General features: G+C 44.2%; 20 protein-coding genes and 1 pseudogene. 13 read left to right on the forward strand and 8 right to left on the reverse strand.

Annotated elements, in window-relative coordinates; translation table 11 throughout:
* Window positions 1-15: 15 nt before the first annotated feature.
* Window positions 16-1,848: an oligoendopeptidase F gene (pepF, locus tag ABH09_RS12615; RefSeq protein ID WP_253714671.1), complete on the reverse strand. Its 1,833-nt coding sequence runs from the start codon at window positions 1,846-1,848 to the stop codon at window positions 16-18.
* A gap of 23 nt (window positions 1,849-1,871) precedes the next feature.
* Between pepF and ABH09_RS12620 the strand changes: the two genes are divergently transcribed.
* From ABH09_RS12620 to ABH09_RS12665, 11 genes are all read left to right on the forward strand, one after another.
* On the forward strand, window positions 1,872-4,127 hold the full coding sequence (locus ABH09_RS12620) for an MFS transporter (protein WP_253714672.1): 2,256 nt from the start codon (window positions 1,872-1,874) through the stop codon (window positions 4,125-4,127).
* Between the two features lie 12 nt (window positions 4,128-4,139).
* The gene (locus ABH09_RS12625) at window positions 4,140-5,735 is read left to right on the forward strand and encodes a hypothetical protein (protein ID WP_253714673.1); all 1,596 of its coding nucleotides are present in this window, start codon (window positions 4,140-4,142) and stop codon (window positions 5,733-5,735) included.
* Between the two features lie 95 nt (window positions 5,736-5,830).
* A complete protein-coding gene (locus tag ABH09_RS12630; protein ID WP_253714674.1) occupies window positions 5,831-6,220 on the forward strand; it encodes a hypothetical protein in 390 nt (129 codons plus the stop codon).
* Window positions 6,221-6,324: 104 nt separating this feature from the next.
* Window positions 6,325-7,215: a DUF2156 domain-containing protein gene (locus tag ABH09_RS12635; protein WP_253714675.1), complete on the forward strand. Its 891-nt coding sequence runs from the start codon at window positions 6,325-6,327 to the stop codon at window positions 7,213-7,215.
* Between the two features lie 4 nt (window positions 7,216-7,219).
* Window positions 7,220-8,539 (forward strand): pyridoxal-phosphate dependent enzyme, encoded by a 1,320-nt coding sequence (locus ABH09_RS12640; protein WP_253714676.1) that lies wholly within the window; start codon window positions 7,220-7,222, stop codon window positions 8,537-8,539.
* On the forward strand, window positions 8,539-8,673 hold the full coding sequence (locus tag ABH09_RS12885) for a hypothetical protein (protein WP_256478592.1): 135 nt from the start codon (window positions 8,539-8,541) through the stop codon (window positions 8,671-8,673). The genes ABH09_RS12640 and ABH09_RS12885 overlap by 1 nt, the downstream gene beginning before the upstream one ends.
* Window positions 8,674-8,722: 49 nt before the next feature.
* Window positions 8,723-9,790, forward strand: a complete 1,068-nt coding sequence (locus ABH09_RS12645; RefSeq protein ID WP_253714677.1) for a DUF7954 domain-containing protein — start codon at window positions 8,723-8,725, stop codon at window positions 9,788-9,790.
* A 24-nt stretch (window positions 9,791-9,814) separates the two neighbouring features.
* Window positions 9,815-10,468, forward strand: coding sequence for an HAD-IA family hydrolase (locus tag ABH09_RS12650; protein WP_253714678.1), 654 nt, complete (start codon window positions 9,815-9,817; stop codon window positions 10,466-10,468).
* A 120-nt stretch (window positions 10,469-10,588) separates the two neighbouring features.
* Window positions 10,589-11,458 carry a 1-acyl-sn-glycerol-3-phosphate acyltransferase gene (locus ABH09_RS12655; RefSeq protein ID WP_253714679.1) on the forward strand — a complete coding sequence of 290 codons (870 nt, stop codon included), beginning with the start codon at window positions 10,589-10,591 and terminating at the stop codon, window positions 11,456-11,458.
* Between the two features lie 95 nt (window positions 11,459-11,553).
* The gene (gene rpsU, locus ABH09_RS12660; protein WP_006188264.1) at window positions 11,554-11,763 is read left to right on the forward strand and encodes a 30S ribosomal protein S21; all 210 of its coding nucleotides are present in this window, start codon (window positions 11,554-11,556) and stop codon (window positions 11,761-11,763) included.
* A gap of 207 nt (window positions 11,764-11,970) precedes the next feature.
* Window positions 11,971-12,627 (forward strand): MBL fold metallo-hydrolase, encoded by a 657-nt coding sequence (locus ABH09_RS12665; protein WP_253714680.1) that lies wholly within the window; start codon window positions 11,971-11,973, stop codon window positions 12,625-12,627.
* 324 nt (window positions 12,628-12,951) lie between these two features.
* Here ABH09_RS12665 and pbp4b read toward each other — a convergent pair whose 3' ends face one another.
* The 7 genes from pbp4b to ABH09_RS12700 all read right to left on the reverse strand — a co-directional run bounded on the left by pbp4b (window position 12,952) and on the right by ABH09_RS12700 (window position 20,758).
* Window positions 12,952-14,934, reverse strand: a complete 1,983-nt coding sequence (gene pbp4b, locus ABH09_RS12670) for a penicillin binding protein PBP4B (RefSeq protein WP_253714681.1) — start codon at window positions 14,932-14,934, stop codon at window positions 12,952-12,954.
* Window positions 14,909-15,943, reverse strand: coding sequence for a hypothetical protein (locus tag ABH09_RS12675; RefSeq protein WP_253714682.1), 1,035 nt, complete (start codon window positions 15,941-15,943; stop codon window positions 14,909-14,911). Before ABH09_RS12675 ends, pbp4b begins: the two co-directional genes overlap by 26 nt.
* Before the next feature lie 55 nt (window positions 15,944-15,998).
* Window positions 15,999-16,328, reverse strand: coding sequence for a hypothetical protein (locus ABH09_RS12680; protein WP_162664659.1), 330 nt, complete (start codon window positions 16,326-16,328; stop codon window positions 15,999-16,001).
* A gap of 21 nt (window positions 16,329-16,349) precedes the next feature.
* Window positions 16,350-17,720: a tRNA (N6-isopentenyl adenosine(37)-C2)-methylthiotransferase MiaB gene (gene miaB / locus ABH09_RS12685; RefSeq protein WP_253714683.1), complete on the reverse strand. Its 1,371-nt coding sequence runs from the start codon at window positions 17,718-17,720 to the stop codon at window positions 16,350-16,352.
* Between the two features lie 91 nt (window positions 17,721-17,811).
* Window positions 17,812-19,275, reverse strand: a complete 1,464-nt coding sequence (locus ABH09_RS12690; protein ID WP_253714684.1) for a D-alanyl-D-alanine carboxypeptidase family protein — start codon at window positions 19,273-19,275, stop codon at window positions 17,812-17,814.
* A gap of 42 nt (window positions 19,276-19,317) precedes the next feature.
* On the reverse strand, window positions 19,318-20,220 hold the full coding sequence (locus tag ABH09_RS12695; protein WP_162664661.1) for a M23 family metallopeptidase: 903 nt from the start codon (window positions 20,218-20,220) through the stop codon (window positions 19,318-19,320).
* Window positions 20,221-20,446: 226 nt separating this feature from the next.
* Window positions 20,447-20,758 carry a CDP-alcohol phosphatidyltransferase family protein gene (locus tag ABH09_RS12700; RefSeq protein ID WP_253714685.1) on the reverse strand — a complete coding sequence of 104 codons (312 nt, stop codon included), beginning with the start codon at window positions 20,756-20,758 and terminating at the stop codon, window positions 20,447-20,449.
* Between the two features lie 35 nt (window positions 20,759-20,793).
* Here ABH09_RS12700 and ABH09_RS12705 point away from each other — a divergent pair.
* Both ABH09_RS12705 and ABH09_RS12710 read left to right on the forward strand, forming a co-directional pair.
* Window positions 20,794-20,976: pseudogene (locus ABH09_RS12705) on the forward strand (uridine phosphorylase); the annotation flags it as partial.
* A 165-nt stretch (window positions 20,977-21,141) separates the two neighbouring features.
* Window positions 21,142-23,154, forward strand: coding sequence for a type I restriction-modification system subunit M (locus ABH09_RS12710; protein WP_253714686.1), 2,013 nt, complete (start codon window positions 21,142-21,144; stop codon window positions 23,152-23,154).
* Window positions 23,155-23,263 lie beyond the last annotated feature (109 nt).

The raw sequence follows: 23,263 nt of genomic DNA on the forward strand, positions 1-23,263 counted from the left end.
GGCAGAGCAATCGGGTTATAGAGCGGCTAAGGCTTTTTCAAGCTCGCTTACTAAGTGCGCAAAGTGCTTACAGGCTGCCTCAACCGGTTCGGGAGAAGCCATATCGACACCGGCAATCCGCAGCGACTCGATGGGATAGCGGGAACCGCCGGAGATTAAAAACTTAAAGTAATCCTCCCGCTCCGTTTTTCCGCCCGAGCATACCCGTTCGGCAAGGGCAAGCGATGCGGAAATACCGGTTGCATATTTGTACACATAGAACGAATTGTAAAAATGCGGGATACGCAAGCCTTCAAGATCGCTGCATTCCTCAAAGTGCATCGCAGGGCCGAAGTAAGCGGTCAACAGTTTGCGGTACTCGCTGCGGAGATTCTCGATGGTAAGCGGCGTTCCCTCTTCAACAAGCTTATGCGTGATATGTTCGTATTCGGCAAACATCGTCTGGCGATACAGCGTTGCAAGAATATCACTTACACGAATACTCAGGAGGTACGCACGCATTTTGGGATCGCTCGTGTTTTTCAGCATGGAGCGGAACAACAGCTCTTCGTTAAAGGTTGACGCTACCTCCGCCTCAAAAATCGTGTAGTTGTAGCTTAAAAACGGATTGTTCCGCACTGAATACCACGAGTGCATGGAATGCCCGCCTTCGTGCACAAGGGTGAACACATCCCGGATAACGTCTTCTTTATAGTTGACCATGATATACGGATCGCCTTCAAAGCAGCCCCACGAAAAAGCGCCTGAACGCTTGCCCTTATTTTCGTACCGGTCAACCCAACCGCCGAGCAGCCCGTTCCGCAACGTGGTAACATATTCATCACCGAGCGGCTGTAACGCTTCGGTAATCATATCGACGGCTTCGTTGTACGGAGTGTGCCGCCGCACTTCGCCTACCAACGGAACATACACATCGTAGTGCCGCAGCTCATCAAGTTTGAGTGATTTTTGCATAAGCGCATAAAAATGATGCAGCGGCTCCAAGTTTTTCCGGATTGTGCTGATAAGGTTGTCGTATACTTCCGTCGGCACCTTATCGGGATAGAGCGCCTGTTCACGGGCGGAACCGTATCCGCGGATACGGGCAAGCGCGATATTTTGCTGCACTTGACCGGTGTACAAAGATGCTATCGTATTTTTGTACGTGTCGAACGTGCCGTAAAATTGCATATATGCTTGCTTACGGATATTCCGGTCGGGATTGATTAAGAACTGTGAATATGAAGATTGAGTAAGCTCTTTCGCGCCGTCGGGAGTTTCAATCGAACCGAAACGGAAGTCTACATTCGTAAGCGTCGAGAAGCTGCGGCGTTCGACATCCTGCGATTCGGCTAAAAGCGACAGCAGCTTTTCTTCTTTCTCGCTCAATGTATGAGCCTTTAATCTGATCAGCTTTTCGATAAAGACTTTGTACGGAGCAAAGGCGACACCGGTCTTTCCAGCAGGATCGAGCCAGCCGCGGATGTTCTGTTCGGGAATATCCAGTAAAGCGGGGATAAACCAGCTTATTTCGGAAGAAAGTTCCGTGTCCGCCATCATCGCAAGGGAAACCCGTTCGATGTTTTTAGGATCGCTTTCATCCACCGACTTCATCAAAAAGGCATAATGGCTTGTCTTTTCCGAAATACGGGACGCCGCTTCCACCGCCTGTAAACAGCCGAGTACTGTTTCGGCAGTCAGCGTATCAGGTGCGGCAAAGGCGGTTTTGTAGGTTAATACGCGGTCTTTTGCGGCGGTAATGTCTTTCAGAGAGGCATTCCAGTCCGTATCATTTGTAAAAAGTTTGCTTAAATCCCATTGGTCGCTTTTTGCGACCTCCGAGCGCAGGGGTACCGTTGAGTTTTTCATACGTTCACTATACAATATGGCCGATGAATGAGCAACTGTCGGCCTATAAAATTAAACAAGGGCGGCGAATCTACGACATTTACAATATCTTCAATTCTTTTTCTTTTGCGCTTGTTACCGGCAATACGGTTACCCTTTATGCGCTGTTTTTAAAAGCCAACACAACGGTAGTCGGTTTACTGACTGCGTTTATGTACCTTTCGTTTTTTGCCATTCCGCTTGGTAAATTGATGGTGATGCGTTTCAGCATTATGCAGACATTCGGTAGTACATGGCTTTTGCGTACCGCCTCGCTCTTGCCGCTGCTTGCCATCCCTTTTCTTGTATCTGCGGGACACGATCAGTATGCGCTTTATTGCCTACTGCTTGCGGTAGGGCTGTTCAATTTTTTCCGCGGCGCCGGAATGATTGCCAATAATCCCGTTATCAGAATCCTTGCGCCCGGGAAAGACCGCAGCTCGTATATCGTGCGTCTTTCCTTAATCAACAATCTTGCGGCATTACTCGCCACTGTTTTGCTCGCATGGCTTTTACGGAGGGATCCTTCGGTACATAGCTATAACCTTGCCAGCATGATCGGCATACTACTCGGCTTTATCGCCTCCGTGTTACTGTTTAGAATACCGGAACCGGAGTCCGCAAAGCCGAACCGTCAAAAGCGGAAAGACCGCACAACCCCGCGCCAAGGCTCCACTTTTTTGAGGCACATTCGAGATGCCTTTAAAGATGCAAACTTTAGACGGTTCGTGTTGGCCTTCTTTATTATCAGTCTCGGTATTGCGATGATCCGTCCGTTTATCATTGTGTATGCAAAAGAGGTTTACAGTAGACGAGACAGCGCGGCGACCATCTTATCCGTGTACTCACTTGTAGGTGCTCTCAGCGTCGGGCTTTTAATGCATCTGATTATCGACCGCATCGGCGCAAAACCGATCTTTATTATTTTCAGCGCAATCAGCGCCCTTTCGTTAATACCGGCTTTCTTTGCGCCGGGACTTGCAAGTGCCGGTATACTCAGTACCGTTTTTCTCATCTTATTTACGATAATCAGCAATGTCGGTTTTGTCGGGCAAGATAATTCGTCGCAAGCATATTTCTTCGCAATGGTGCCGGAAGAGGCGCTGATGGATTTAAGTATGCTCTATTACTTTATCCTTGCGATTACCGGCGGTGCAGGTTCCATCCTCGGCGGAACAATACTCGACCTTTTGCGGGTGCAAGGGTTTTCCTACTTGCAATCGTATCAAATATTTTTCTTGATAGTTATCGCCATTATCGCAATCGGTATCGTATTCCAGCGCAAGCTCTTGAACCTCGGCAGTTACCGCGTGTTTGAAACGCTTGCCGTGCTCTTTTCTCCCCGCGATATGAAGGCGCTCAACCTTCTGCACAAACTAGACCGGAGCGAAACCATCGAAACCGAGGAGAAAATCCTCAACGAACTCGGTGAAATTGCTTCATCGGTATCCTGCGATCAGCTGCTGCACTACCTTGAATCTCCGCGGTTTACGATTCGAATGAATGCATTACGGGCGCTCTATTCGATGAATACCATCAATGCAAAAGTGCGTGATGTGGTCTTAAAAGAGCTTGAACAGGGAGCCTTTACCACAGCGCCGCTCGCCGCGCGGATACTCGCCAAATTCAATGTGCAGCAGGCGGTTACCCCCTTACGGGCAGCGCTCGATAGCGACGACTACTATCTTGCCGGAGAAGCGATGGTCGCCCTTGCCCGGCTGAACGACAGCTACAGCCAGCCTAAAATCGGCACCATTCTTTCCCAAGCGGAAAACCCCGCGCTGATACTGAAAGGAATACGCGCGCTGGAGCTTTTTAATGCAGATAATTCCCCTATGTTTATTCTGGATATCCTCCGCAGGGACACTGTTCCGCCCTATATCGAAAACGAAGCGCTGCTTGCACTCGCATCTTTAATGGGTATCCAAAACGACTTTTATTATATGTTTGAAAAATACCGGAACGAAAAACAATCGCCGTCTATTCTTTTCATCGATATACTCGATGAAATTTTTGAAACGAAAAAAACGAGCGATCCCGTGCTGAAAAAGACCGTCATCGATTTTATTCAAGACTACCAATACGACGAAGCCTTTGTACGCTGGCTGATCGGATTCGGTAAAAACAAATTGGGCATACGGTCGGCTCTTCTGGTCGCCGTCGCCCTTGATATCGGCTTAATTCATCGGGAAGCATTCCGGTTCTTCTTGTCATTTTGGGCTATCTCCTTATTCAAAAAACCGGAACTTGCGGAACGGTAGGAGAAAACAATTATGACATTCAAAGAAAGAATGAGCGAAATTACGCAGAGTATACGGGCAGCAGCCGTCAGTTCTCCGTCCGCATTCTTTTTTGTATTAGCAGCGGGTATATCGCAGCTCTTTTATAAATATATTCCGAATGCGATACACTTGAATTTTCTGTTTTCGTTTTCGGTCGTTTTGCTATGCAATGACAAAATAAAAGCAGCGACAGCCCGTACAAAACTGACGATCTTCTGCGGTCAAATTGCTGTCCTCACCGCAATGTATCTTACCGGTCTTTTAACCCTCAATAAAAACATTGATTTGGTGTATCTATCGTTAATATACCTATATTGTATCTGTGCTTTTATCTTCTTTTTCCCTGCGGAAGACTTTCTGAAAGAATTTAAATTGCGATTTATTCATTTTCTTGTTTCGTTGCTGTTTTTTGGAGCTATCTACTGCATACTGTTTATCACCATCTTTTTGATTAATGCTATTTTTGATCTTGATATCGTCTTTACCGAAAGTATTATTTTCCGCATCACTAATGCAACAGCCACAATCATCGCCCTTACTGTGTTTGCCGTATACCGGTCAAAGCCACTCATACACTCAAAGTTTTTTACCCTAATGTTTCAAAAACTGCTACCGGTTTTGCTCGTGCCGCTCAGTATTCTCGGTCTTATATATCTGATAAAGTATGCGCGTTTCCCGTATTCTACCGAGGGAATACCTTTCCCATTATACTATCTTGTACTCGGCAGTATCGTGATCTGTCTTTTGATGATTCAGCATTTTAAAGACCGGCAAGGTATTGTGCGGCTGATGCTCGGTCTCCTTGGTATCGCATCACTTTTGTTTATTGTCGCTTTGCTGCGCGATCGAGCAATCAATGCTTGGAAGTATGGAGGAATCGGCTTTAGCGTATCCGATAAACCGCCGCTGCACGAAATCGAAATCAACAGCCTTTTAGCGGTGTATTTTTTTTATGCAACATTAAGCGGGAAAAATATAACATCACAGCTCCGCACCGTAACGGCGCTTATCACGATTATCCTCTTTTTGCCGGTAGTAGGCTTTTACAATTTTGCTTATTTTGGACAAAAAGATATCATAAAAATCCACAGCGCTTTAGAGGAATTTATACTGGAGCGAAACCGTCAGACTACTAATGATAGTGATAACACACCGCGTTTTGAATATTTTTCTCAACATTATCCTTTAGAAAATGAACCGCCGGAAAATGTTGATCGAATTATCGATACCGGCGAATACGATGCAGTTCTTGTAAAAGTTCAACTGAAGTTAGATACGATCCCCGCTTCTTCTATTCCTCGTCATGCGCAATGCCGGTATAAACAATTCTTATTTTCGATCGAACCGGACGGAAAATCGGTAAAAATAAGCGATGAATCTGACGGACAGATCGTAATGCTTGATTTTTATACACGGATAAAAACCAACAGCACAAAAGCCGAAAAGGTATCGGACAAGACACCTTTCATCTACGAAGATCAAAAGATGAAGATTATCGTTCGCCATGCTTTCTATTCCGAAAACCAATCCGCGCGCATTACCTTCGATGCTTATATCAAAAAGACACCGGCCATGCCGCAACGGTAAGTAACAACTCAATCAGATACGGCAATCCGTATGTTTGTAATTATTCTAAAGTACATAAAAAAAATGCCGATTATAGGAATAGTGGAGGGATCGGTATGGTATCGAATTATGTACCGTTGTCATCATTGTCTTATGCGGCAATGACGAGTATTTCGGCCGGAGGGCGTGCATATCTTCCGGTCGATACAAAACAAGTTGTTTATTCTCATTTTCAATATGTTTCCGGGGTACCGCGTACAAAGAATCAAAACGGTGTCAGTATCGGGAAGCTGAAGATTTTAAATACGCTCATCGATCAGCTGGTTAGAATGCGCGAGAATGAACGGGAAAACAAGCTGTTAACGGCTAATCCCGATGAAAAAACGCTGGATGCGATGATTGAATATGTCAACACTAAAATCCATACAGAGATAACGCTTTCAAAGAACACCGGATATACTTCTGCATTGCCGGAATCGGCTTATTTATTGGATCTGACAGCTTAGATACAGAGACGTTTTCTCACAAATAGCGTTAAACGTCTCATCTGTATGTTTTATCTTTTCTAAAGAACTTGCGATTTTTTTCATAAAAGAGTAACATAGCGGATATGGACGTCATCGCGCGGTATCCTGAATTTTCTCCGCTATCCCTTGAAGCTGTACAAGCAATTAAAAACGATTTACGGTTGCTAAAGGACGGTATTTCGGAGTTAACCTTCGGAAGTTTGTATTTTTTTAGGAATTTTTATAAATATAAGATAAGCAGATTTAATGAGCATACCCTGCTCTTTTTGGGGGAAGAGAAGCAAAAACAGTTTTTTTTCACAATTGGGGCACCTCTTCCTATTTCTACGATTAAAGAACTGTACAGCGATTGTGCTTACTGGAAATTAATCTCGGAAGCCTATTTAAGTAACAATGAGTCGCTTTTCCAAAATTTTAAAGTCTCCCCTGCAGAAGACAGGGACAATTTCGATTACCTGTACACCCGCCTCTCGTTGAGTACGCTTTCCGGCAAGCAATTACATAAAAAAAAGAACCACATAAACGGATTTTTACACAACTATCCGGACTTTACTTTAAAAAAATTGGATTCCGATACAAAAAAAGACGCATATAAAATCTTAGATATCTGGGCAACGGAACAAACCGATCTCCAAGATACCGATTACGAGGCTGCGCAACAGGCTTTAGCATTACCGTCGATAGAGGATTTTCTTAGTCTTATCCTCTATGTACAAGGTGTGCCGGTGGCATGGTGTTTAGCGGAATTAGCCGGTCAAGGGTCTATCGCCGTTGTCCATTTTGAAAAAGCACGAACCGATTTTCGAGGCAGCTATCAATACATCAACTATGCCTTTGCACAATCGCTTTCCGAACAAGTCGTGTACATCAACCGCGAGCAAGATTTGGGAGACGAGGGGCTGCGCCATGCAAAAATGAGCTACAAGCCGGAAGGTTTTGTTAAAAAATACCGGCTTGATAAAGGAGCGCTTTGAAACTATGAAGTTAGTCAGCACTCGAAACAGCAACATCACTGTTTCTTTTAAACATGCAATCTTTGATTGTATGCCTGCCGACGGCGGTTTATATGTTCCGTACTCCGAACACGATTTACGATCGTGGATATTACACATGAATGAGCAAACGACCTTTTCGACCATAGCGGGTTCGTTAACAGCCGCATTGCTCAAAGAAGAGATTAGTCCGGTTATCTCCGAGCGGATTGCGGCGGCGGCGTTTCAGGGATACAGCCCACGGCTCCGCCAGCTTGATGACCGCCTGTTTTTGCTGGAGCTGTTCCACGGCCCAACCGGCAATCATCGAGACTTCGGCTTTCTATGGCTCGCCTCTGCATTGGAACATCTGCTGACAATAGATGAAAAAAACGCCATCGTAATTGCCTCCAGTACCGGAGCAGGCGGTAGGAGCATGGCGGCGGCATTCGGAAACAAAAAGCATCTTAAATTGATTATCCTATACCCAAAGGGCTATGCAAAGGGGCTAAAGCCCGAGCATTTATTCCAAAACGGCGGATCCGTCTACCCCGTAGAGGTTGAAGGTGACACTGCCGCAGTCGAAAACCTTATCCGCTCTATTTACCAAGAGCGGCAGCTCATAGAAGAGTATAACTTAACACTGGCAAATACCGTCAACATCGGGCGTATTCTGCCGCAGGTGTTTTTCTATATGTTTGCGTTTACCCGTATAAAGGCACGGACTGCGGGGGAAATATTCTATGCGGTTCCGTCAGGCAACTACGGTAATCTTGCAGCCGGCTTATATGCGTGGAAATTTTGTTTACCGGTAAAAGGTTTTATTACCGATGCGACGGAAGCGCTGAATTGCGACGAAACCGGAAGCTGCCGCTGTGTTGCTTCTTCAATCCCGCTTGCGGAACGTGGCCCTGCCGACCCTGCTGTTCCTTCCAGTATCGAACGACTTGAACAAGTTTTTACGCTCAGCCCCGCTATTATGAAATCGATTATTTTCCCGGCGCAGGTTTCGGATGCGGAAGCACAAACGCTTATCAGTGATTCCTATCGGCGCTATGGCATCATGTTCGATACGGCAACCGCCCATGCATACTCAGCGGCACAAAACCGAAACATATTCCGGCAGCGAAGCGGGGAATCTCTCGTGTTGGTCTCGAAAGATCATCCCGCCTTTGAAAGTGAAATTCTTACCCGGATATGCGGCGAATCCCCGATAATACCCGAATATCTGCACGGTATTGATACGCCTATTCCAAATGTGCCGCTCATTAAAGGAACAAAAGAAGAGCTCATCAAAATTCTCAATACAATAAGTGAGGTGCAATAATGCCATACAAATTAGACGGTGCAAAATTCCCTACGTTGGAAGACTTAGTCGAAGCGCTCTATCCGCTCTATGCCGACAAAATGAGCGAAGAAGAATTTAAGAAATATGCGGAAGAAAACGCCGAAAAGAGTTAAGACAGAGTTGTTGTAATCGGTCATTTTTTAGAAATGTTTGGAGATTATAATGAATTACTATCACGATTCCCCCAAGAGAAGCGCCGCATGGTTCATCTTATGCTGCATTACGGCGTTTATTCCGGCTTTCCTCTTTGCAGCGCAAAAGCCTGCAACCGAATCGGCACAGGGAACTCTTTCCGGCGATTACGTTATTTACCGCGATTATTCTTGGAAAGCCCCTACATGGATAGGTTTTTTGTACTATAATGATGAAACCTACGGCGCTTTTATTCGTACCGACGATCCCGAAAATCCCCGTACCGTATCTATCTTGTTTAGCGGAAAAATCGAAAAGGGGAAATTATCGTTAACCGGTCAACAGATTATTTCTTCCATTACACCTGATGATACGTTAAGTGTTAATTATTTGATGGAACTTTTGCCTAAACTCTATGAACTTAAAACCTTTCCCCGCGCCGGGAAAGCGCCGTTCGGCACGGCAACGGTACGTAAACAAATGGAAGAATTCGGCGGCGCAGTTACACTGGACTTTCAGTCTTTTGTTCCGCTCTTTCATCTTAAAACAATAACCGGCGCAAAAAAAGAACCGGTTTTGGAATTAACCGAAATCGGCTCTATTAACGGCAACGGAGAATCCGTGTTTTATGGTTACAGCCCTGCAGAGCCTAAACAGGGAACAAATACATTTACCCTTAATAAAACGGCGAAAAAAGAAACGGTAACCGTTTCGGGCATATCGCTCCATTTAGATAGTCAGTGGAAAAAAATCGCTGACAATTCATTCCTGTGCGGAAATACGGCGTTTTTAACCGTTAGCATGGTCAATCTGCCTGCAGACAAAACTGGAAATACATTATCGGTACCGGAACAGCTGCTTCGGTTGTTAAGCTCATCAAGCCCCTTTGCAAAAGCGTTGCTGCCATATACGACTATCCAAGGAACGCAGACGGCCTTCACCCTTACACAGTCTATATACGATGTCGAATCGAAACAAGTTTCAAAAGATATAAAGCGGTGTATTAAAAACAAAGACGGCAGCTTTATGATTATCAGCCTAACGGTGAACAGCCATGCTTATAGCGCCGAACAAGCCTATTTTAATGGACTTTTTTAGTTTTTGTGCTATACTGCAACAGAGATGATAGGTCATTTACTTTTTGATATTGATAATACGCTCTATTCTGCATCGAACCTGATGGAACGGAGAATCTCCGAGCGGATGTTTCAATTTATTGCCGATTTTCTGTCAGTACCGCTGAAAGAGGCCATAAAACTGCAACATACACGGCGGCACAACTACGGCACTACGCTTGAATGGCTTGAGTGTGAATATCATTTCAACGATAGAGATACTTATTTTGAGGCCATACACCCCGCTTCGGAGATTTCCGAATTACAGCCTGATCCCAAATTACGGAGTTTTTTAATTTCGTTACAACTGCCGATGACGGTTTTGACCAATGCGCCGATGGCACACGCGGAGCGGGTTTTGGACTTCTTTAATATCAGGGACTTATTTCTCGGCGTTTTTGACATTTCTTATAACCAAGGCAAGGGAAAACCGCAGCCGGATGCCTTTATCAAACCGCTTACTGCGGTACATAAAACAGTTGCAGAAACATTATTTTTGGATGATTGCCCCGCTTACGTTCAAGGCTTTGTTCAAATCGGCGGGCAGAGCGTACTAATCGACGAAAAGGAACGATGTACGGATTTTACCAAGACGTCCGGCATTCCTTCGATTAAGTCGATTTACGAACTGCCACCTCTCTTGGAGCGACTTTCCGTATAGCGAGGCAGTAACAACCGGTAAATTCCGGTAATAGGCTCTATAATATTTGTGATTATATAAAGTGCGCCCTAAAAATCCGGTTGGATTTTTAGAGGTTTCTACAATTTTTAGGAGGAAAAAATGGACGGTTTGGTACTAAAAAACATGCTTGAAGAGCTGCGACCGCTATTTGAACGGTATGCAAGTAAGGATAATATTATCACTGAAGAAAATGTACACAAACTGGAAAATCCTCATATCCGTTCAATCTTGGAATCTGCCGTACAGAAGCTCTTATTGGACGGCTCAAAACTATACCCCGAAGCACATATCATCGAATTTTTAAATGCAATCAAAGCCGGAAAGAAGGGAATTATCCTTTCCGAACACTACAGCAACCTCGATTTACCGATCTTCTTATATTTAATGGAACAAACAGGGGATGCGGGAAAAGAACTTGCCCATCGCTCTATCGCAATGGCAGGGATGAAGCTTACCGAAGAAGATCCGCTGATAGCAGCTCTTACCGAAGGGTATGAGCGCATTGTCATTTATCCGAGTAGAACGCTTGCCGGCATTACCGATCCCGTACAACTGGAAGAAGAGAAAAAACGGAGCCGCACTATCAATATTGCCTCAATGCGGACATTAGAAGAAGTGCGGAAAGAAGGAAAAGCCGTTATCGTATATCCGGCAGGCACCCGCTACCGCCCGGGAAAGCCCGAAACAAAACGGGGTGTCCGCGAAATCGACTCATACATCCGAACCTCCGATGTGATGATGTTGGTTTCTATTAATGGTAACTGTCTACGCATTTCGGATGATCCCGCCAATATGCTAGGCGATATTGTTTGCCAAGACAAGGTTGTCATAGAGGTCAGTCCCGTTATCGACTGTAATGAATTCCGTGAGCGTGCCAAGCAACGCTGCCATGAAGGAGACGACAAAAAACAGGCTGTCGTCGATCTTGTTATGGAAGAGCTTGAAATTATGCACAACCGAAACGCATAGTGTAGCCGAATTTCTCCTTACTTGACAGGAAACCGGAAAATCATTATCGTACAAGAAGATACTAAGGATATAATCCATTGGAGGTGATTCTGTAAGTGGCAAGTATCGTTATCGATGATTCCGAAAACCTTGAAAAAGCGATTAAGCGTTTTAAGCGCCAAGTTGAAAAAGAGGGAATTATCCGCGAGTGGAAAAAGCGCGAATACTATGAAAAGCCGTCTACTATTTTAAATAGAAAGAAGAAAGCTCTTCAGCGCAAATTAATGAAAAAAAACCGCAAGTCATATGATTCAAAATCATACTAATTTTTAACAATCATCAACAAAGCCGGTTTATCGATTCTAATTTTTATTTATAATGAATTGATAATCGGCTTTGTAATCTTTCTACAAAAAAGCCATCCATATATTTTCAAACACAGTCGGATGTGTTTGCTTGTTGTGATTGTTTTAATCCATAAAATCGCCTATACTATTCTCAACCATCCTCCAAGCTTGTAAAAGGACTTTATTATGGAATATTCAATAGAAAAGTTTGAAACCGGCTACCTTATGGTTAACACATGGGTGTTCCCGTTGAGCGAAAAGAGTGTTGCCGTCATCGATCCCGGCGGATTGAGTCCCGAATTATCCCAGTATTTAGATAAACTTCATCCTACTCACCTTGAAATTATGTTGACACACGGACATTTTGACCATGTCGGCGGCTTACCGGCCTTAGTAAGAAAATATTCCGATTACCGCTTGTGGATTCACGAAAAAGATGCCGCATATCTTGGAGCGGCCGGTACGGAAACCCATTTTAAAAGCTTTGCTCCGCTCCATGTTCAAAAACTGATTGAACCGTTGGAAAAGCATCCGCTCCCCGACCCGACAGATTTTTATAAAGAGGGCGATAATGTAAACGGCTTTACCGTGCTGTACACCCCCGGGCATACGCAAGGCTCTATTTGCTTGTGGAGCAAAGAAGCCGGTATTCTTTTCAGCGGTGACACTCTTTTTTACGGTTCCCGCGGCAGAACCGACCTACTCGGCGGTAATGAGATGCAGATATGCCAATCACTCAAGCGACTTTTTACTGAATTACCGGGAAGCACGCAGGTGTATCCGGGACACGGCTCCAATACGACAATCGAATTTGAAAAGAAATATCAAGGGGCGTACATATAAACGCATCGTCCCCCTTTTGAAAACAGGCGGGCATCTACTTCGTTATTTCACAAAAATTAGTCCTCGACGTGCAAAAAGCACGCCTGCGGGTAATTTTTGCTCATGCCTCGTATCTGCCTCACCTCTTTTCAAAAGGCTAACGCAAAAATTATTTTTAACCATTGGTCTCCATTATTCTGCGCTTTTTATCTATTCTGTCTGATGCGTTTACCCTTCTCGTGAAAAAATTGTACGAAATTTTTGACAAAATTTCGTACAAAGGCAAGCAATCGCTTAAAACGTTTCCGATACGATTGCTCTCGATACAAGCCCTGCATCCCGTTTCTATATTCGGCCGTCAACAACTTTCAGAATCTGTGCCGCGGTTTCAGTCTTGAGAAATTTTCGCAATCCGGCAGACTTTTGAGCGCGTTGTTTAACGATTTTCATAATTGCTGCGAGGTCATTGATATAGCCTTGGTTGTTAAAGGCTGAAATTTGTTGCAGCATTTCATATTTCTTTTCGGCAAGTTCGATGAGCATACTCTCCAGCTGGGCTTGCGTCGGCTGACGAAAAGCCTCGTAAATAAGTGCCGTGATCGCCCCATACTGCTTTGCCAAATAATAATCGCCTTCGAATCGGCTGTTACGGGTGTTATGCGCCGGAACCGTATTTTTTGCATTGGTTAATAAAATAATGATAAGATGTTCGACAGGATCGATAATGGTAAGTGTTCCCGTCCAGCCGGTATGCCCGAAGGTTCCGGCAGAGGCAAGGGGAGAAAAAGCCCAAGTATATTCCTGCGCTCCCTGCCGCCGCCACCCGAACCCGATGCTTGAAACAAGCGCCTGTTGCGCCGTAAAATATCCTGCAACGGACGGATCAAAAAAACGCTTGACACCATATCCGCCCTTATTCAGCATTACTTGAGCAAGTACTGCAATACTTTCCGCATTTGCAAACAGCCCTGCATGCCCGCTAATCTCTTCCATCGCCGTATATGCTTCCGAATCGTGAACAGTTCCATGAATGAGTTCCGTTGTCTGCGCGCCATCAATAGCAGCTTGAGTGCGCGGTTTTGCACGGATTTCCGTTGCAGCAATCTCATCGAGTGTAAAACCCTGCCGGAGTGGTGTAAAGCAAATCCTATCCAAACCAAGCGGGCGATAAAAATTGTCGGCAACATATTCCGCAACGCCTATTCCTGTTACCTTTTCGATAATATAGGTGAGCAGCATATAATTGATATCGGAATAGAGCACCGTTTGCCGCGGCAGATACACCAACGGAGTTTCCATAATCAAGTCAAAGGTATGTTCGCGGTAGCTTTTTTCTGAAACATTTTTAAGTTTCTTAATTTTCTGCGAATACGCCCTTCCGACGGGAAGCCCCGATTGATGAGTAAGAAGATCAAAGATTGTAATATCGGCTTTGCCTTTTATTTTACTTTTCTTAGCATCAACAAATTGCGGAAAAAAATGGTGAACGGTATCGGTGAGCGCAAGGCGTCGTTCGGAAATCAGTTTTTGAATGGCAAAATTAACCGCATACATCTTTGTATTGCTTGCAAGGTCAAATAAAGTCTTTTCCGTTACAGGAATCACTTCGTCAAGCGTATTGCCTGCGCTATCAACCCTGCTGATGGCGCCGTAAGCGCTGTTCTTAATCATCTTGCCATCTTTAATAATGACAAGCTGAGCGCCGGGAAACCCCGCTTCCGTTTCAGCAGTCAGGAGTTGATCAACTATTTCGAGCGTTTCGGCTGAATACGGTGCATCTTTCTGTTGTTTTTTTAAAGCCTCCTGCGAATTGGAAAGCGGCAAAATAACAGGGTAGGGTATCTTTACCTGTAATGAAGGTTGTTCTTGTGCCATACCGTTTCCGGCAGGAGTAAGCGCCGCAATATAGAGCATATTTCTACCATTTTGAATATATGGTGATGCATCAAAGCACATCGGTTTACCCGTACAGATGGATTGTGTCGGAACTTTTTGATTATTGATGTACAAATCGAAAGAAGCAAGCCCCTGTGCCCAAAAATAAATATAAGCCTGCCCTTTATACGCGGTAAACGCAAGATAGTTATTCGGTAAAATAGAATCGTCGTATTCCTTCATCGGAATCGGAAACGTCTGTTCCGCTTGCATTTGTGTATCTGCAGAAAATACTGCTTCAATCATTCCGGCATCATCGGTAGGCAATACGCTGTCGTGTTTACGGGCAGAGGCAGAAGCGCATCCCAAAAGGCTCAACAGAAAATATGAAATAACAACCGATACAGCAAACGGCCAAAGGAACAATCTAAGGGAAAATCGGGAAGGCTTCATATCCGGCATCCTTTAACCGGAGCCCCATATCTCCGGCAGCGTTCTCTTTAACAAGTACGGCAAAATAAACAGTGCCGCTGGGACGCATTTCTTCTTTTATAATGGGAGTAAAATGTTTTTTTTGCAAATCAGTGGCAAGCGCTTCCGCATATTTTTTTGTCTTATAAAATCCAAGCTGATAATAGGAAGGCTTAGCCTGTGTTTCGGAACCCGCTGCCGGTTTTGAGGGTTGAGCAGAAGCAGCCTCAGTTTTTGATGCAGCGCTCGATTGCGGTGAAGCTTTTATCGCTTCCGATGACGTGCCTGTTTTAGAAGCGGTGCTTCCGGCGGCCGGTTTTTGCGCAAGTCCGCTCCTTGGCATTAAGTACCAAAAAGTTGACGGCTGTACGGTAACGGTTCCATTCACCGCCGCCGCTTCCATACCGGCAGGGTACTCTTTCAGCAGCCGCTGCTTTGCATCCTCATCACCATTGACCCACCAGAGTGTAAACAGCAATGCAGGATGATATTCCGAAAAAGCCTTTTTCTTAGTATAGGCGGTAATGAGGGGTACAGCTCGATCAGCCCGGTCTTCGGCGAGCAGTCTCCACGTATCATACACGGCGGCTCTCCGGTAATATGGATCTTCATCGCTCACCGGTAGCGCGGCGGCGATTTCACTTAACAGGCTTCGGGCAGAATCCATACTGCCGCCGCAAAGCAACACACGAACCGCATCCAATAAAAGCGCAGTTTTTTTATCGGTAGTATCGAACCCCGCCGCCTGCCGGTAACAGTCCGCCGCATTGGAATAATTCCCGTTATGTTGTTCATACTCTGCCAACAGCGTCAGCGCTTGAACTTGCGCCTGTGCATTCGGAAGCGTTGCTAAATTCTTTTCAAAAAATTGCCGGACAGCCGCATCTGTCTTTTGTGCAAAGGCTTTTTGCGCCAAAGTTTGCACAGCGGGCTGCAATGCCGGTTCCGAAGATTCCGCAAAGGCTCCGGTACCGGCATTTATCATCATCATTACTCCGGAGATAATGATAAAAAAAAGATATGGTTTTCTAAATCCTAAACAGCAGCTACGCATCCTGCTTTGCCGTCCCGTTCTCTTCGGAATGCTTCTTTTTCCCGAACCAACGGCGTTTTTCAGGTTTTAATTCAACTTTTTCAACATCATGGTACAAAGCCGCTTGCTTTTCAGCCTTCTTCATTTTATGACGGCTGCTGATAAGAAAGGGCAAAACCGCAATATTCCCAAGCAAAAATGCAAACAGCATACTTAAAAAAATCGGCACATCTTTAAATACGTAAAAAATGACGGAAATATCGCAACGGTTCGATAGATTAAAGCCCATAAACAGCACAAGCATCAGCATTACAATAATAAAATACACTAACTTTCCCGGCATTATATCCTCCCATGGAATTCCTTATACGACAGGGACAGCCCTAAACGTTTTCCCTTTTACGGATTGTAATTGAACTTTCATAAAATGTCCAATATGTTTCGGATCACACTTTTCCGCAAGCACAGTCATCTCCCCCTGTTCGGTATGTCCGAACAATTCATCGGGATTATTTCTCGACTGCGATTCAACCAACATCATAACCGTTGAACCAACCCGTTGCTGCATTTTAAGATCGGTAATATGTTGCTGTAAATCGATAACCTGTTGCAGCCGGTTAATCCGCTCGACATCGGGAATCCGGTCGGGAAAATCGTACGCTTTGGTTCCTTCACGCGGGTTATAATGATACATAAAAGCCGAATCAAACTGCACCGTCCTCATCAAGTTGAGCGTTTTTTCAAACTCTGCCTGTGTTTCTCCCGGAAACCCGATTAAAATATCGGTTGTCAGTACAATATCCGGTATCCGTTTACGGAGCTTTTCAACAATAGTAAGGTATTGCTCAACAGTATAGCAGCGATTCATTCGCGCAAGAATTTCGTTGGAGCCGTTTTGTACCGGCAAATGGAGCGATTTACATATCCGCGGATCCGCCGCCATCACCTCAATCAGCTCATCCGATAAATCTTTCGGATGACTTGAGATAAAGCGTATCCATTTAATAACGTCCTGTTCGGCACACGTCGCTGAAACGGCACGAAGCAAAGACGGAAAACTCACCGCTGCTCCCGTGGCAGGGTCAACTCCGTGATACGAATTGACGTTCTGCCCCAACAGCGTAATTTCCCGAACATTCTTTCCGCTTAAAAACCGAATCTCATCCAAAATGCTTTCAACCGGACGGGAAATTTCCCTCCCACGGATATACGGCACAATGCAGTACGTACAAAAATTATTACAGCCGTTCATAATCGGGACAAAGCTTTGAAAAGCCCCTTCGGTATACGAACATTTGGAAAAATGATAGCGCTGTTCATTGCTGGACTGCGGACTAAGCGCCGTCAGCTCAGCGATACCTTCCTTCGTGCCTGCCCAAAGCGTTTCCCTTTCAACTGCATCGAAGATTGCTGTAAATTGATCCCGTTCAAACATCCCGACGACATAATCAAGCAGCGGGAATTTTTCCTTTATCTGATCATGCAGCCGCTGTGCCATACAGCCCATTAAGACAATCGTAAAATTCTGCTTCTTTTTCATCGCAGAAAAAAGACCGAGCCGCCCGAATACGCGGGTTTCGGCGGTTATCCGTACTGAACAGGTATTCACAATCAGCAAATTGCAGTGCTGTATATCTTCGGCAGCCTCCCAGCCGCGTTCTCGCAAGAGCTGTTCCAATGCCGCAGACTCGGCAAAGTTCATTTGACATCCATACGTTTCAATAAAGTATTTCAAAATATGTATTCCTAAAATTATCTATAAAATAAATAAGGCAGCTCTCAACACTGAGTTTTTTAGCGATGCCTAATATAAAAAGTTTTCCACCTTACCGACGATTTAAAAAGCGATGCAATTTTAATGCAAGATTATCATATTTCCAACGGAGGACGCTCCCTTTTTCAAGGGTTTTGTTTGCAATAAGCGGAAATTCGGCAAGCACCAGCGGTTTCCCCTCATCTTCCGTAAAGAATTGCACCTTTCCGATTTTTTCTCCTGCTGTAATGGGAGCGGCGAGCGCACCGGGCACGAGTATACGCAAATGAATTTCAGCGGTATTCTCTGCTGTACCGTTTAATTCAGTACCGGAAAGAGGAACGGTAAAAGCTCCGCCATTTCCGCCCGGATCATCCGGCAGCGGCAGCAGCGCCGTTCTGTTAGCCTGTTCTTTTGCCCCGACAACGGGAATAGCCGGAATATCCAATGGAAAATTCTGTGCATATCTTGTGGAAAAGTGAGAAAACGCCCATTCCATCAATATTGAGCAGTTCTCTTCCCGTAGTGCCTTCCCTTCCGCCATATTTTTACCGGCGCCGCCTAAAATAACCGCAATGAACCGGATACCGTTCCGCTGTGCGGTAAGCGCAATATTAAAACCGGACTCATAAATAAATCCCGTCTTAATGCCGTCGCATCCGTCCAGTTTACCCAATAGCGTATTCGTCGCCGGCTGGCGGATAATTGTTTGCGCTTTAAGCATATTATGCGGCTGCGGATAGCTGAATTCCCGCAGCGAGTGAAACTGTGCAAGGTGGTCGGGGTATTTCCGCACATACACTGCACAAAAACGGGCAAAATCACGGGCAGTTGTGCGGTTATATTCACTCAAGCCGTTTGCATCCTCAAAGTGCGTATTTTGCAAGCCGAGCGCTGCGACGGCTTCATTCATCTGCCGAACAAAGGCCTCCACAGAGCCTGCCGTATAAATTGCAAGCGCCACCGCCGCGTCATTACCGGAAACGACCGCCATACCCCTCATCAGCTCCTCAACGGTTACCCGCTGATTTTTTCCCAAAAACATTAGCGATGACCCCGATGGAATATTTACCGCCCACGATTCTGCAGGCGGCGTGATAGTATCGGTCAAGCTGATTTCTCCCCGCTCAACAGCCTGCATCACCGTGTACATCGCAACCAATTTTGTTAATGAAGCAGGAGGAATACTGTGATCGGGATTTTTTTCGAATAAAAGAGCTCCACTCGCAGCGTCCATCACAACAGCGGAACGAGCGCTTATTGCAGCCGGTTGCGGAATACCTTGCGTACAAGGTGCAGGATGTAATAAAGGAGGTGTATAAAAAGATCTGCGAGCTTCGTTTCCAAGGGAATCGCGAGCAGCGGTTATATCTGCGCCGAAAGCCGCGTCCTGTCGAGCTTGTTCTTCCGGCAGGATAGTCAGTAATTGCGTACCGCGAACATACAGCGCAATGCCCGAAGCGACAATCCAACCGGCCGCTACGGCAACGGCTATGAGAATATAAAAACCGATTCTATGGGATTTTGTATTAGTCATGTACAATTATTATAGAAGCTGCAATCTTTCAACAGCGCAGCGTTAATTTAATAGACCGGCAGGGTTAAGCGTTGCTCCGTTCCGATAGACGGTAAAATGAAGGTGCGGGCCGGTGCTCATTCCGGTATTTCCGACCGTTCCAATCTTTGAAGACACGGAAACAAAGCTGCCTTTGGAAGTAAGAATTGTATTAAGGTGTCCGTATAAAGTTTGATATCCTGAATGATGGCGGATCATAATGTAATTTCCATACACGGTACTGTATCCGGTCGCAATAACCTGCCCGTTTAATGCCGCATAAACAGCGGTTCCTTTAGGAGCTGCCATATCCATACCGTTATGAAAGCTTCGCTGACCGCTGAGGAATGGATTATCCCGCCAGCCGTAACGAGAAGTGATATAATAACTGCTATGCAACGGCCTTCGGAAAAGATCACCGTTGATTTCCTGCAAGGTAGCCCAATCAAGTTTGGCATCGGGCAAAAAGATAATAGAGGCCGTTTCTATCGTGTTATCGGTAAGCGTATTGATTGTTGCAAGTTTTTCCAAGGAAATTTTATATTTGTCGGCAATAGATTCAGGCGTATCGCCTTTTTTTACCGTATAGGAAATACCATCAATAGATGGTATCTTTAATATTTGACCGATTTGAAGTGTCCGCGTATTTTTGAGTTTATTAAGGCTGATAATCGCATCCTGACTTACCCCGTATTCGGCAGCGATGGTGCCGACTATATCACCTTGTTTAACCGAATATGCCCGATAATACAAGGACTGAGGAGCAGGAGACACCTCATGTTCTTCCGGTAATTCAGCAGGCAGAGAGGTGCCGCCGCCTACACCATGGTCAAAAGCGTCATTTTTGCCGCTATCGGACAACCATAAAACGAGGAATACTGAAGCGAAACATATAATACCAAAAATAAAAATACGCGTTACTTTCATTTTAATAATCACTTAGGCCTATTAGTATAATTATACCATGTATTGGGAAAAAATCAAGCGAGCTTTTGCAAATAGGCAGGGCATCTACTGCGTTACTGCGCAAAATTAACCCTCAACGTATCAAAGATACGCCTGCGGTTAATTTTTGCTCGCGCCTTGTATCTGCCTCGCCTATTTGCAAAAGCGCTGGATATGCAGAACCGCCACGTACGGCGTAACAATGAGGTCAATTTTTGGACTTGCCACGGATACTCTTCCTATATGATACAAGGTAGTCGATAAACGAGCCGACCGACAATAAGGCGGCAATCCAGTAAATACCTTTGTTGATAATAATCATCGTATCGGTAACGGATTTTTCTGCAAGCGAAAATGCAATCAGCAGTTCAATCAGCAGCGTAAAACCTTCGGCAAGAATATAGCATACCGTTTTAGTCTTGCCACCTTTTTTCGCACCGATGGTAATACCATTCCCTCGTGCAAGCATCCGTAAAAATAAAATATTTAATTCGCGGTATAAAATAATGATAAAAACCACAAATATGTCCCGATGAGGTAGGACGATATGTCATTATGCCGGGAGACCCCAAACGGTGTAAGAAAATTGCTGCATATTTTGAAGATGCACAACTGATTGCAGACAACCGTGAATATATTACCTACACTGGTATGTTAGGCGGATCAAAGGTGAGTGTTACTTCGACAGGGATCGGTGGTCCATCCGCATCGATTGCAATAGAAGAACTGTTACGATGCAGCCTGCGAGCATTAACCCTGCACGAATAAAGAAATATTGATGGTGTTCAGTAATTGTGATACATTGATGGACATCTGAAAAAACTCAGGTATAGATTTGCTTTGCATCCTTCGAAATAGAAGATGCCCTAAAGTTTATAACATTAAATCAAAAAGGTGATAAATATGTTAAAAAAGGATAAGAAAAGTAATACGAGCGGCATAATTTCAAAAATCGTAGCGGATTCCAATTATAAAATTGAGCAGTTTAATCAAACAGAGATAGATAGTGTAGAAAACTTAATCACTACTAAAACGGATAAAAAAGGAAATGATGTCTATTATGTAAAATGCCAGATAAGAGATAAAGATATTAAGCTTACTGATGAGGAACTTGTCCGTCAGCTTTATATCAATAAACTTATCAATGAATACAACTATCCAAAAGAAAAAATGGAACTCGAATACAGTGTTTCTTTTGGGAGGGAGAAGAAAAGAGCGGATATTGTTATCTTTGATAAACTTGCAACAACAAGCCCTTACATTATTGTTGAACTTAAAAAGCCAAAGCTGAAGGACGGAAAGGAACAGTTAAAGAGCTACTGCAATGCAACAGGAGCTCCTATTGGCGTATGGACAAACGGCGGACAGATTTCTTTTTATCACAGGAAAGATCCTAATTTTTTTGAAGATTTACCGAATATCCCGGCCTTTAATGAGAAACTGTCAGATATTTTAAGTGAGCGTTGGACGATAGATGACCTTATCTTAAAAGATAAGTTGCTTACAGAAAAGAAGAGCCTAAAAGACCTTATTTTGGAAATGGAAGACGAGGTGCTTGCTAACGCAGGTGTCGATGTATTTGAAGAAGTTTTCAAACTGATTTTTACAAAGCTTTATGATGAAATGGAAAGCGGAAGAAATCAGGTACGCCATCTTGAATTTAGAAATTACGGAGATACGGAAACGGAACTGAAAGACAAGATACAAAAGCTGTTTGACAAGGCAAAGAATAAGTGGGACGGTGTATTTTCACAAGACGCTAAAATTTTACTTAGTCCCTCTCATTTGTCTGTGTGTGTATCTTCTCTTCAAGATGTAAAGCTTTTTAATTCCAATCTCGATGTTGTCGACGACGCTTTTGAATATTTGATGAGCAAATCTTCTAAGGGAGAAAAAGGGCAATACTTTACTCCAAGATATGTAATAGATATGTGCGTTAAAATGCTCAATCCAAAGGCAGATGAAACGATGATAGACCCGGCAAGCGGGTCTTGCGGATTTCCTGTTCACACAATATTTTATGTATGGAAACAAATACTCAAAGAAAAGGGAATAGAGCAAAGTCATTTGTTCACCAGTCAGGAAAAGCCTGCTGAATGTACCGATTATGTTAATGATAACGTATTTGCAATTGACTTTGATGAAAAAGCTGTGCGGGTAGCAAGAACACTTAATTTAATTGCAGGAGACGGACAGACAAATGTGCTCCATCTTAATACCCTTGATTATGAACGCTGGGAGGATACGACTAAGACCGAAGATTGGACAGATACGTATAATGAGGGATGGAAAAAGTTTAAAAAACTAAGAACAACTAAAAATAGCAACTATTCTTTTGAGTTTGATATTCTAATGGCTAATCCGCCTTTTGCGGGTGATATTAAAGAGCAAAGAATTATCGCTAAATATGAACTTGCTAAAAATGCAAAAGGCAAATATCAATCAAATGTTGGTAGGGATATCCTTTTTATTGAACGGAATCTTAACTTTCTAAAGTCCGGCGGAAGAATGGCAATCGTGCTTCCGCAGGGAAGGTTTAACAATTCATCTGATAAATATATCAGAGATTTTATAACGGAGCGTTGCAGAATACTTGCTGTTGTCGGCTTACACGGAAATGTTTTTAAACCTCATACGGGAACGAAAACATCAGTCCTTTTTGTTCAAAAGTGGGACGATGAACTTTGCCCTAAAAAAGAGGATTACCCGATCTTTTTTGCTACCATGCAAGAGCCGAGCAAGGATAATTCAGGCGATAAAATCTTTGTCAAAGATAAAGACGGATTGCCAATCCTTGATACGCACGGACACTTAATTGTAAAACACGATTTATATAACCACGATGGAATGACTGAGGACGGCATAGCCGAAGCCTTTGCAGAATTTGCAAAAAAAGAGCATTTAAGTTTTTTCTGACAAGCCCGTTTGATAGTGCAAAGTATACAAAGCTATTAAACGGGCTGGAGATAAGCGAGATAAAACTAACTAAGTTAGAGAGAACACATAGGATAGATAGCGAATTTTA

Origin of the sequence: Treponema sp. OMZ 803 (assembly GCF_024181165.1) — a bacterium.
Taxonomy (GTDB): domain Bacteria; phylum Spirochaetota; class Spirochaetia; order Treponematales; family Treponemataceae; genus Treponema.

What these genes read in the sequence shown, in the direction of transcription:
- pepF (WP_253714671.1), bottom strand. Translation starts at nt 1,848, where the DNA reads ATGAAAAACTCAACGGTACCCCTGCGCTCGGAGGTCGCAAAAAGCGAC.
- ABH09_RS12620 (WP_253714672.1), top strand. Translation starts at nt 1,872, where the DNA reads ATGAATGAGCAACTGTCGGCCTATAAAATTAAACAAGGGCGGCGAATC.
- ABH09_RS12625 (WP_253714673.1), top strand. Translation starts at nt 4,140, where the DNA reads ATGACATTCAAAGAAAGAATGAGCGAAATTACGCAGAGTATACGGGCA.
- ABH09_RS12630 (WP_253714674.1), top strand. Translation starts at nt 5,831, where the DNA reads ATGGTATCGAATTATGTACCGTTGTCATCATTGTCTTATGCGGCAATG.
- ABH09_RS12635 (WP_253714675.1), top strand. Translation starts at nt 6,325, where the DNA reads ATGGACGTCATCGCGCGGTATCCTGAATTTTCTCCGCTATCCCTTGAA.
- ABH09_RS12640 (WP_253714676.1), top strand. Translation starts at nt 7,220, where the DNA reads ATGAAGTTAGTCAGCACTCGAAACAGCAACATCACTGTTTCTTTTAAA.
- ABH09_RS12885 (WP_256478592.1), top strand. Translation starts at nt 8,539, where the DNA reads ATGCCATACAAATTAGACGGTGCAAAATTCCCTACGTTGGAAGACTTA.
- ABH09_RS12645 (WP_253714677.1), top strand. Translation starts at nt 8,723, where the DNA reads ATGAATTACTATCACGATTCCCCCAAGAGAAGCGCCGCATGGTTCATC.
- ABH09_RS12650 (WP_253714678.1), top strand. Translation starts at nt 9,815, where the DNA reads ATGATAGGTCATTTACTTTTTGATATTGATAATACGCTCTATTCTGCA.
- ABH09_RS12655 (WP_253714679.1), top strand. Translation starts at nt 10,589, where the DNA reads ATGGACGGTTTGGTACTAAAAAACATGCTTGAAGAGCTGCGACCGCTA.
- ABH09_RS12665 (WP_253714680.1), top strand. Translation starts at nt 11,971, where the DNA reads ATGGAATATTCAATAGAAAAGTTTGAAACCGGCTACCTTATGGTTAAC.
- pbp4b (WP_253714681.1), bottom strand. Translation starts at nt 14,934, where the DNA reads ATGAAGCCTTCCCGATTTTCCCTTAGATTGTTCCTTTGGCCGTTTGCT.
- ABH09_RS12675 (WP_253714682.1), bottom strand. Translation starts at nt 15,943, where the DNA reads ATGATGATGATAAATGCCGGTACCGGAGCCTTTGCGGAATCTTCGGAA.
- ABH09_RS12680 (WP_162664659.1), bottom strand. Translation starts at nt 16,328, where the DNA reads ATGCCGGGAAAGTTAGTGTATTTTATTATTGTAATGCTGATGCTTGTG.
- ABH09_RS12690 (WP_253714684.1), bottom strand. Translation starts at nt 19,275, where the DNA reads ATGACTAATACAAAATCCCATAGAATCGGTTTTTATATTCTCATAGCC.
- ABH09_RS12695 (WP_162664661.1), bottom strand. Translation starts at nt 20,220, where the DNA reads ATGAAAGTAACGCGTATTTTTATTTTTGGTATTATATGTTTCGCTTCA.
- ABH09_RS12710 (WP_253714686.1), top strand. Translation starts at nt 21,142, where the DNA reads ATGTTAAAAAAGGATAAGAAAAGTAATACGAGCGGCATAATTTCAAAA.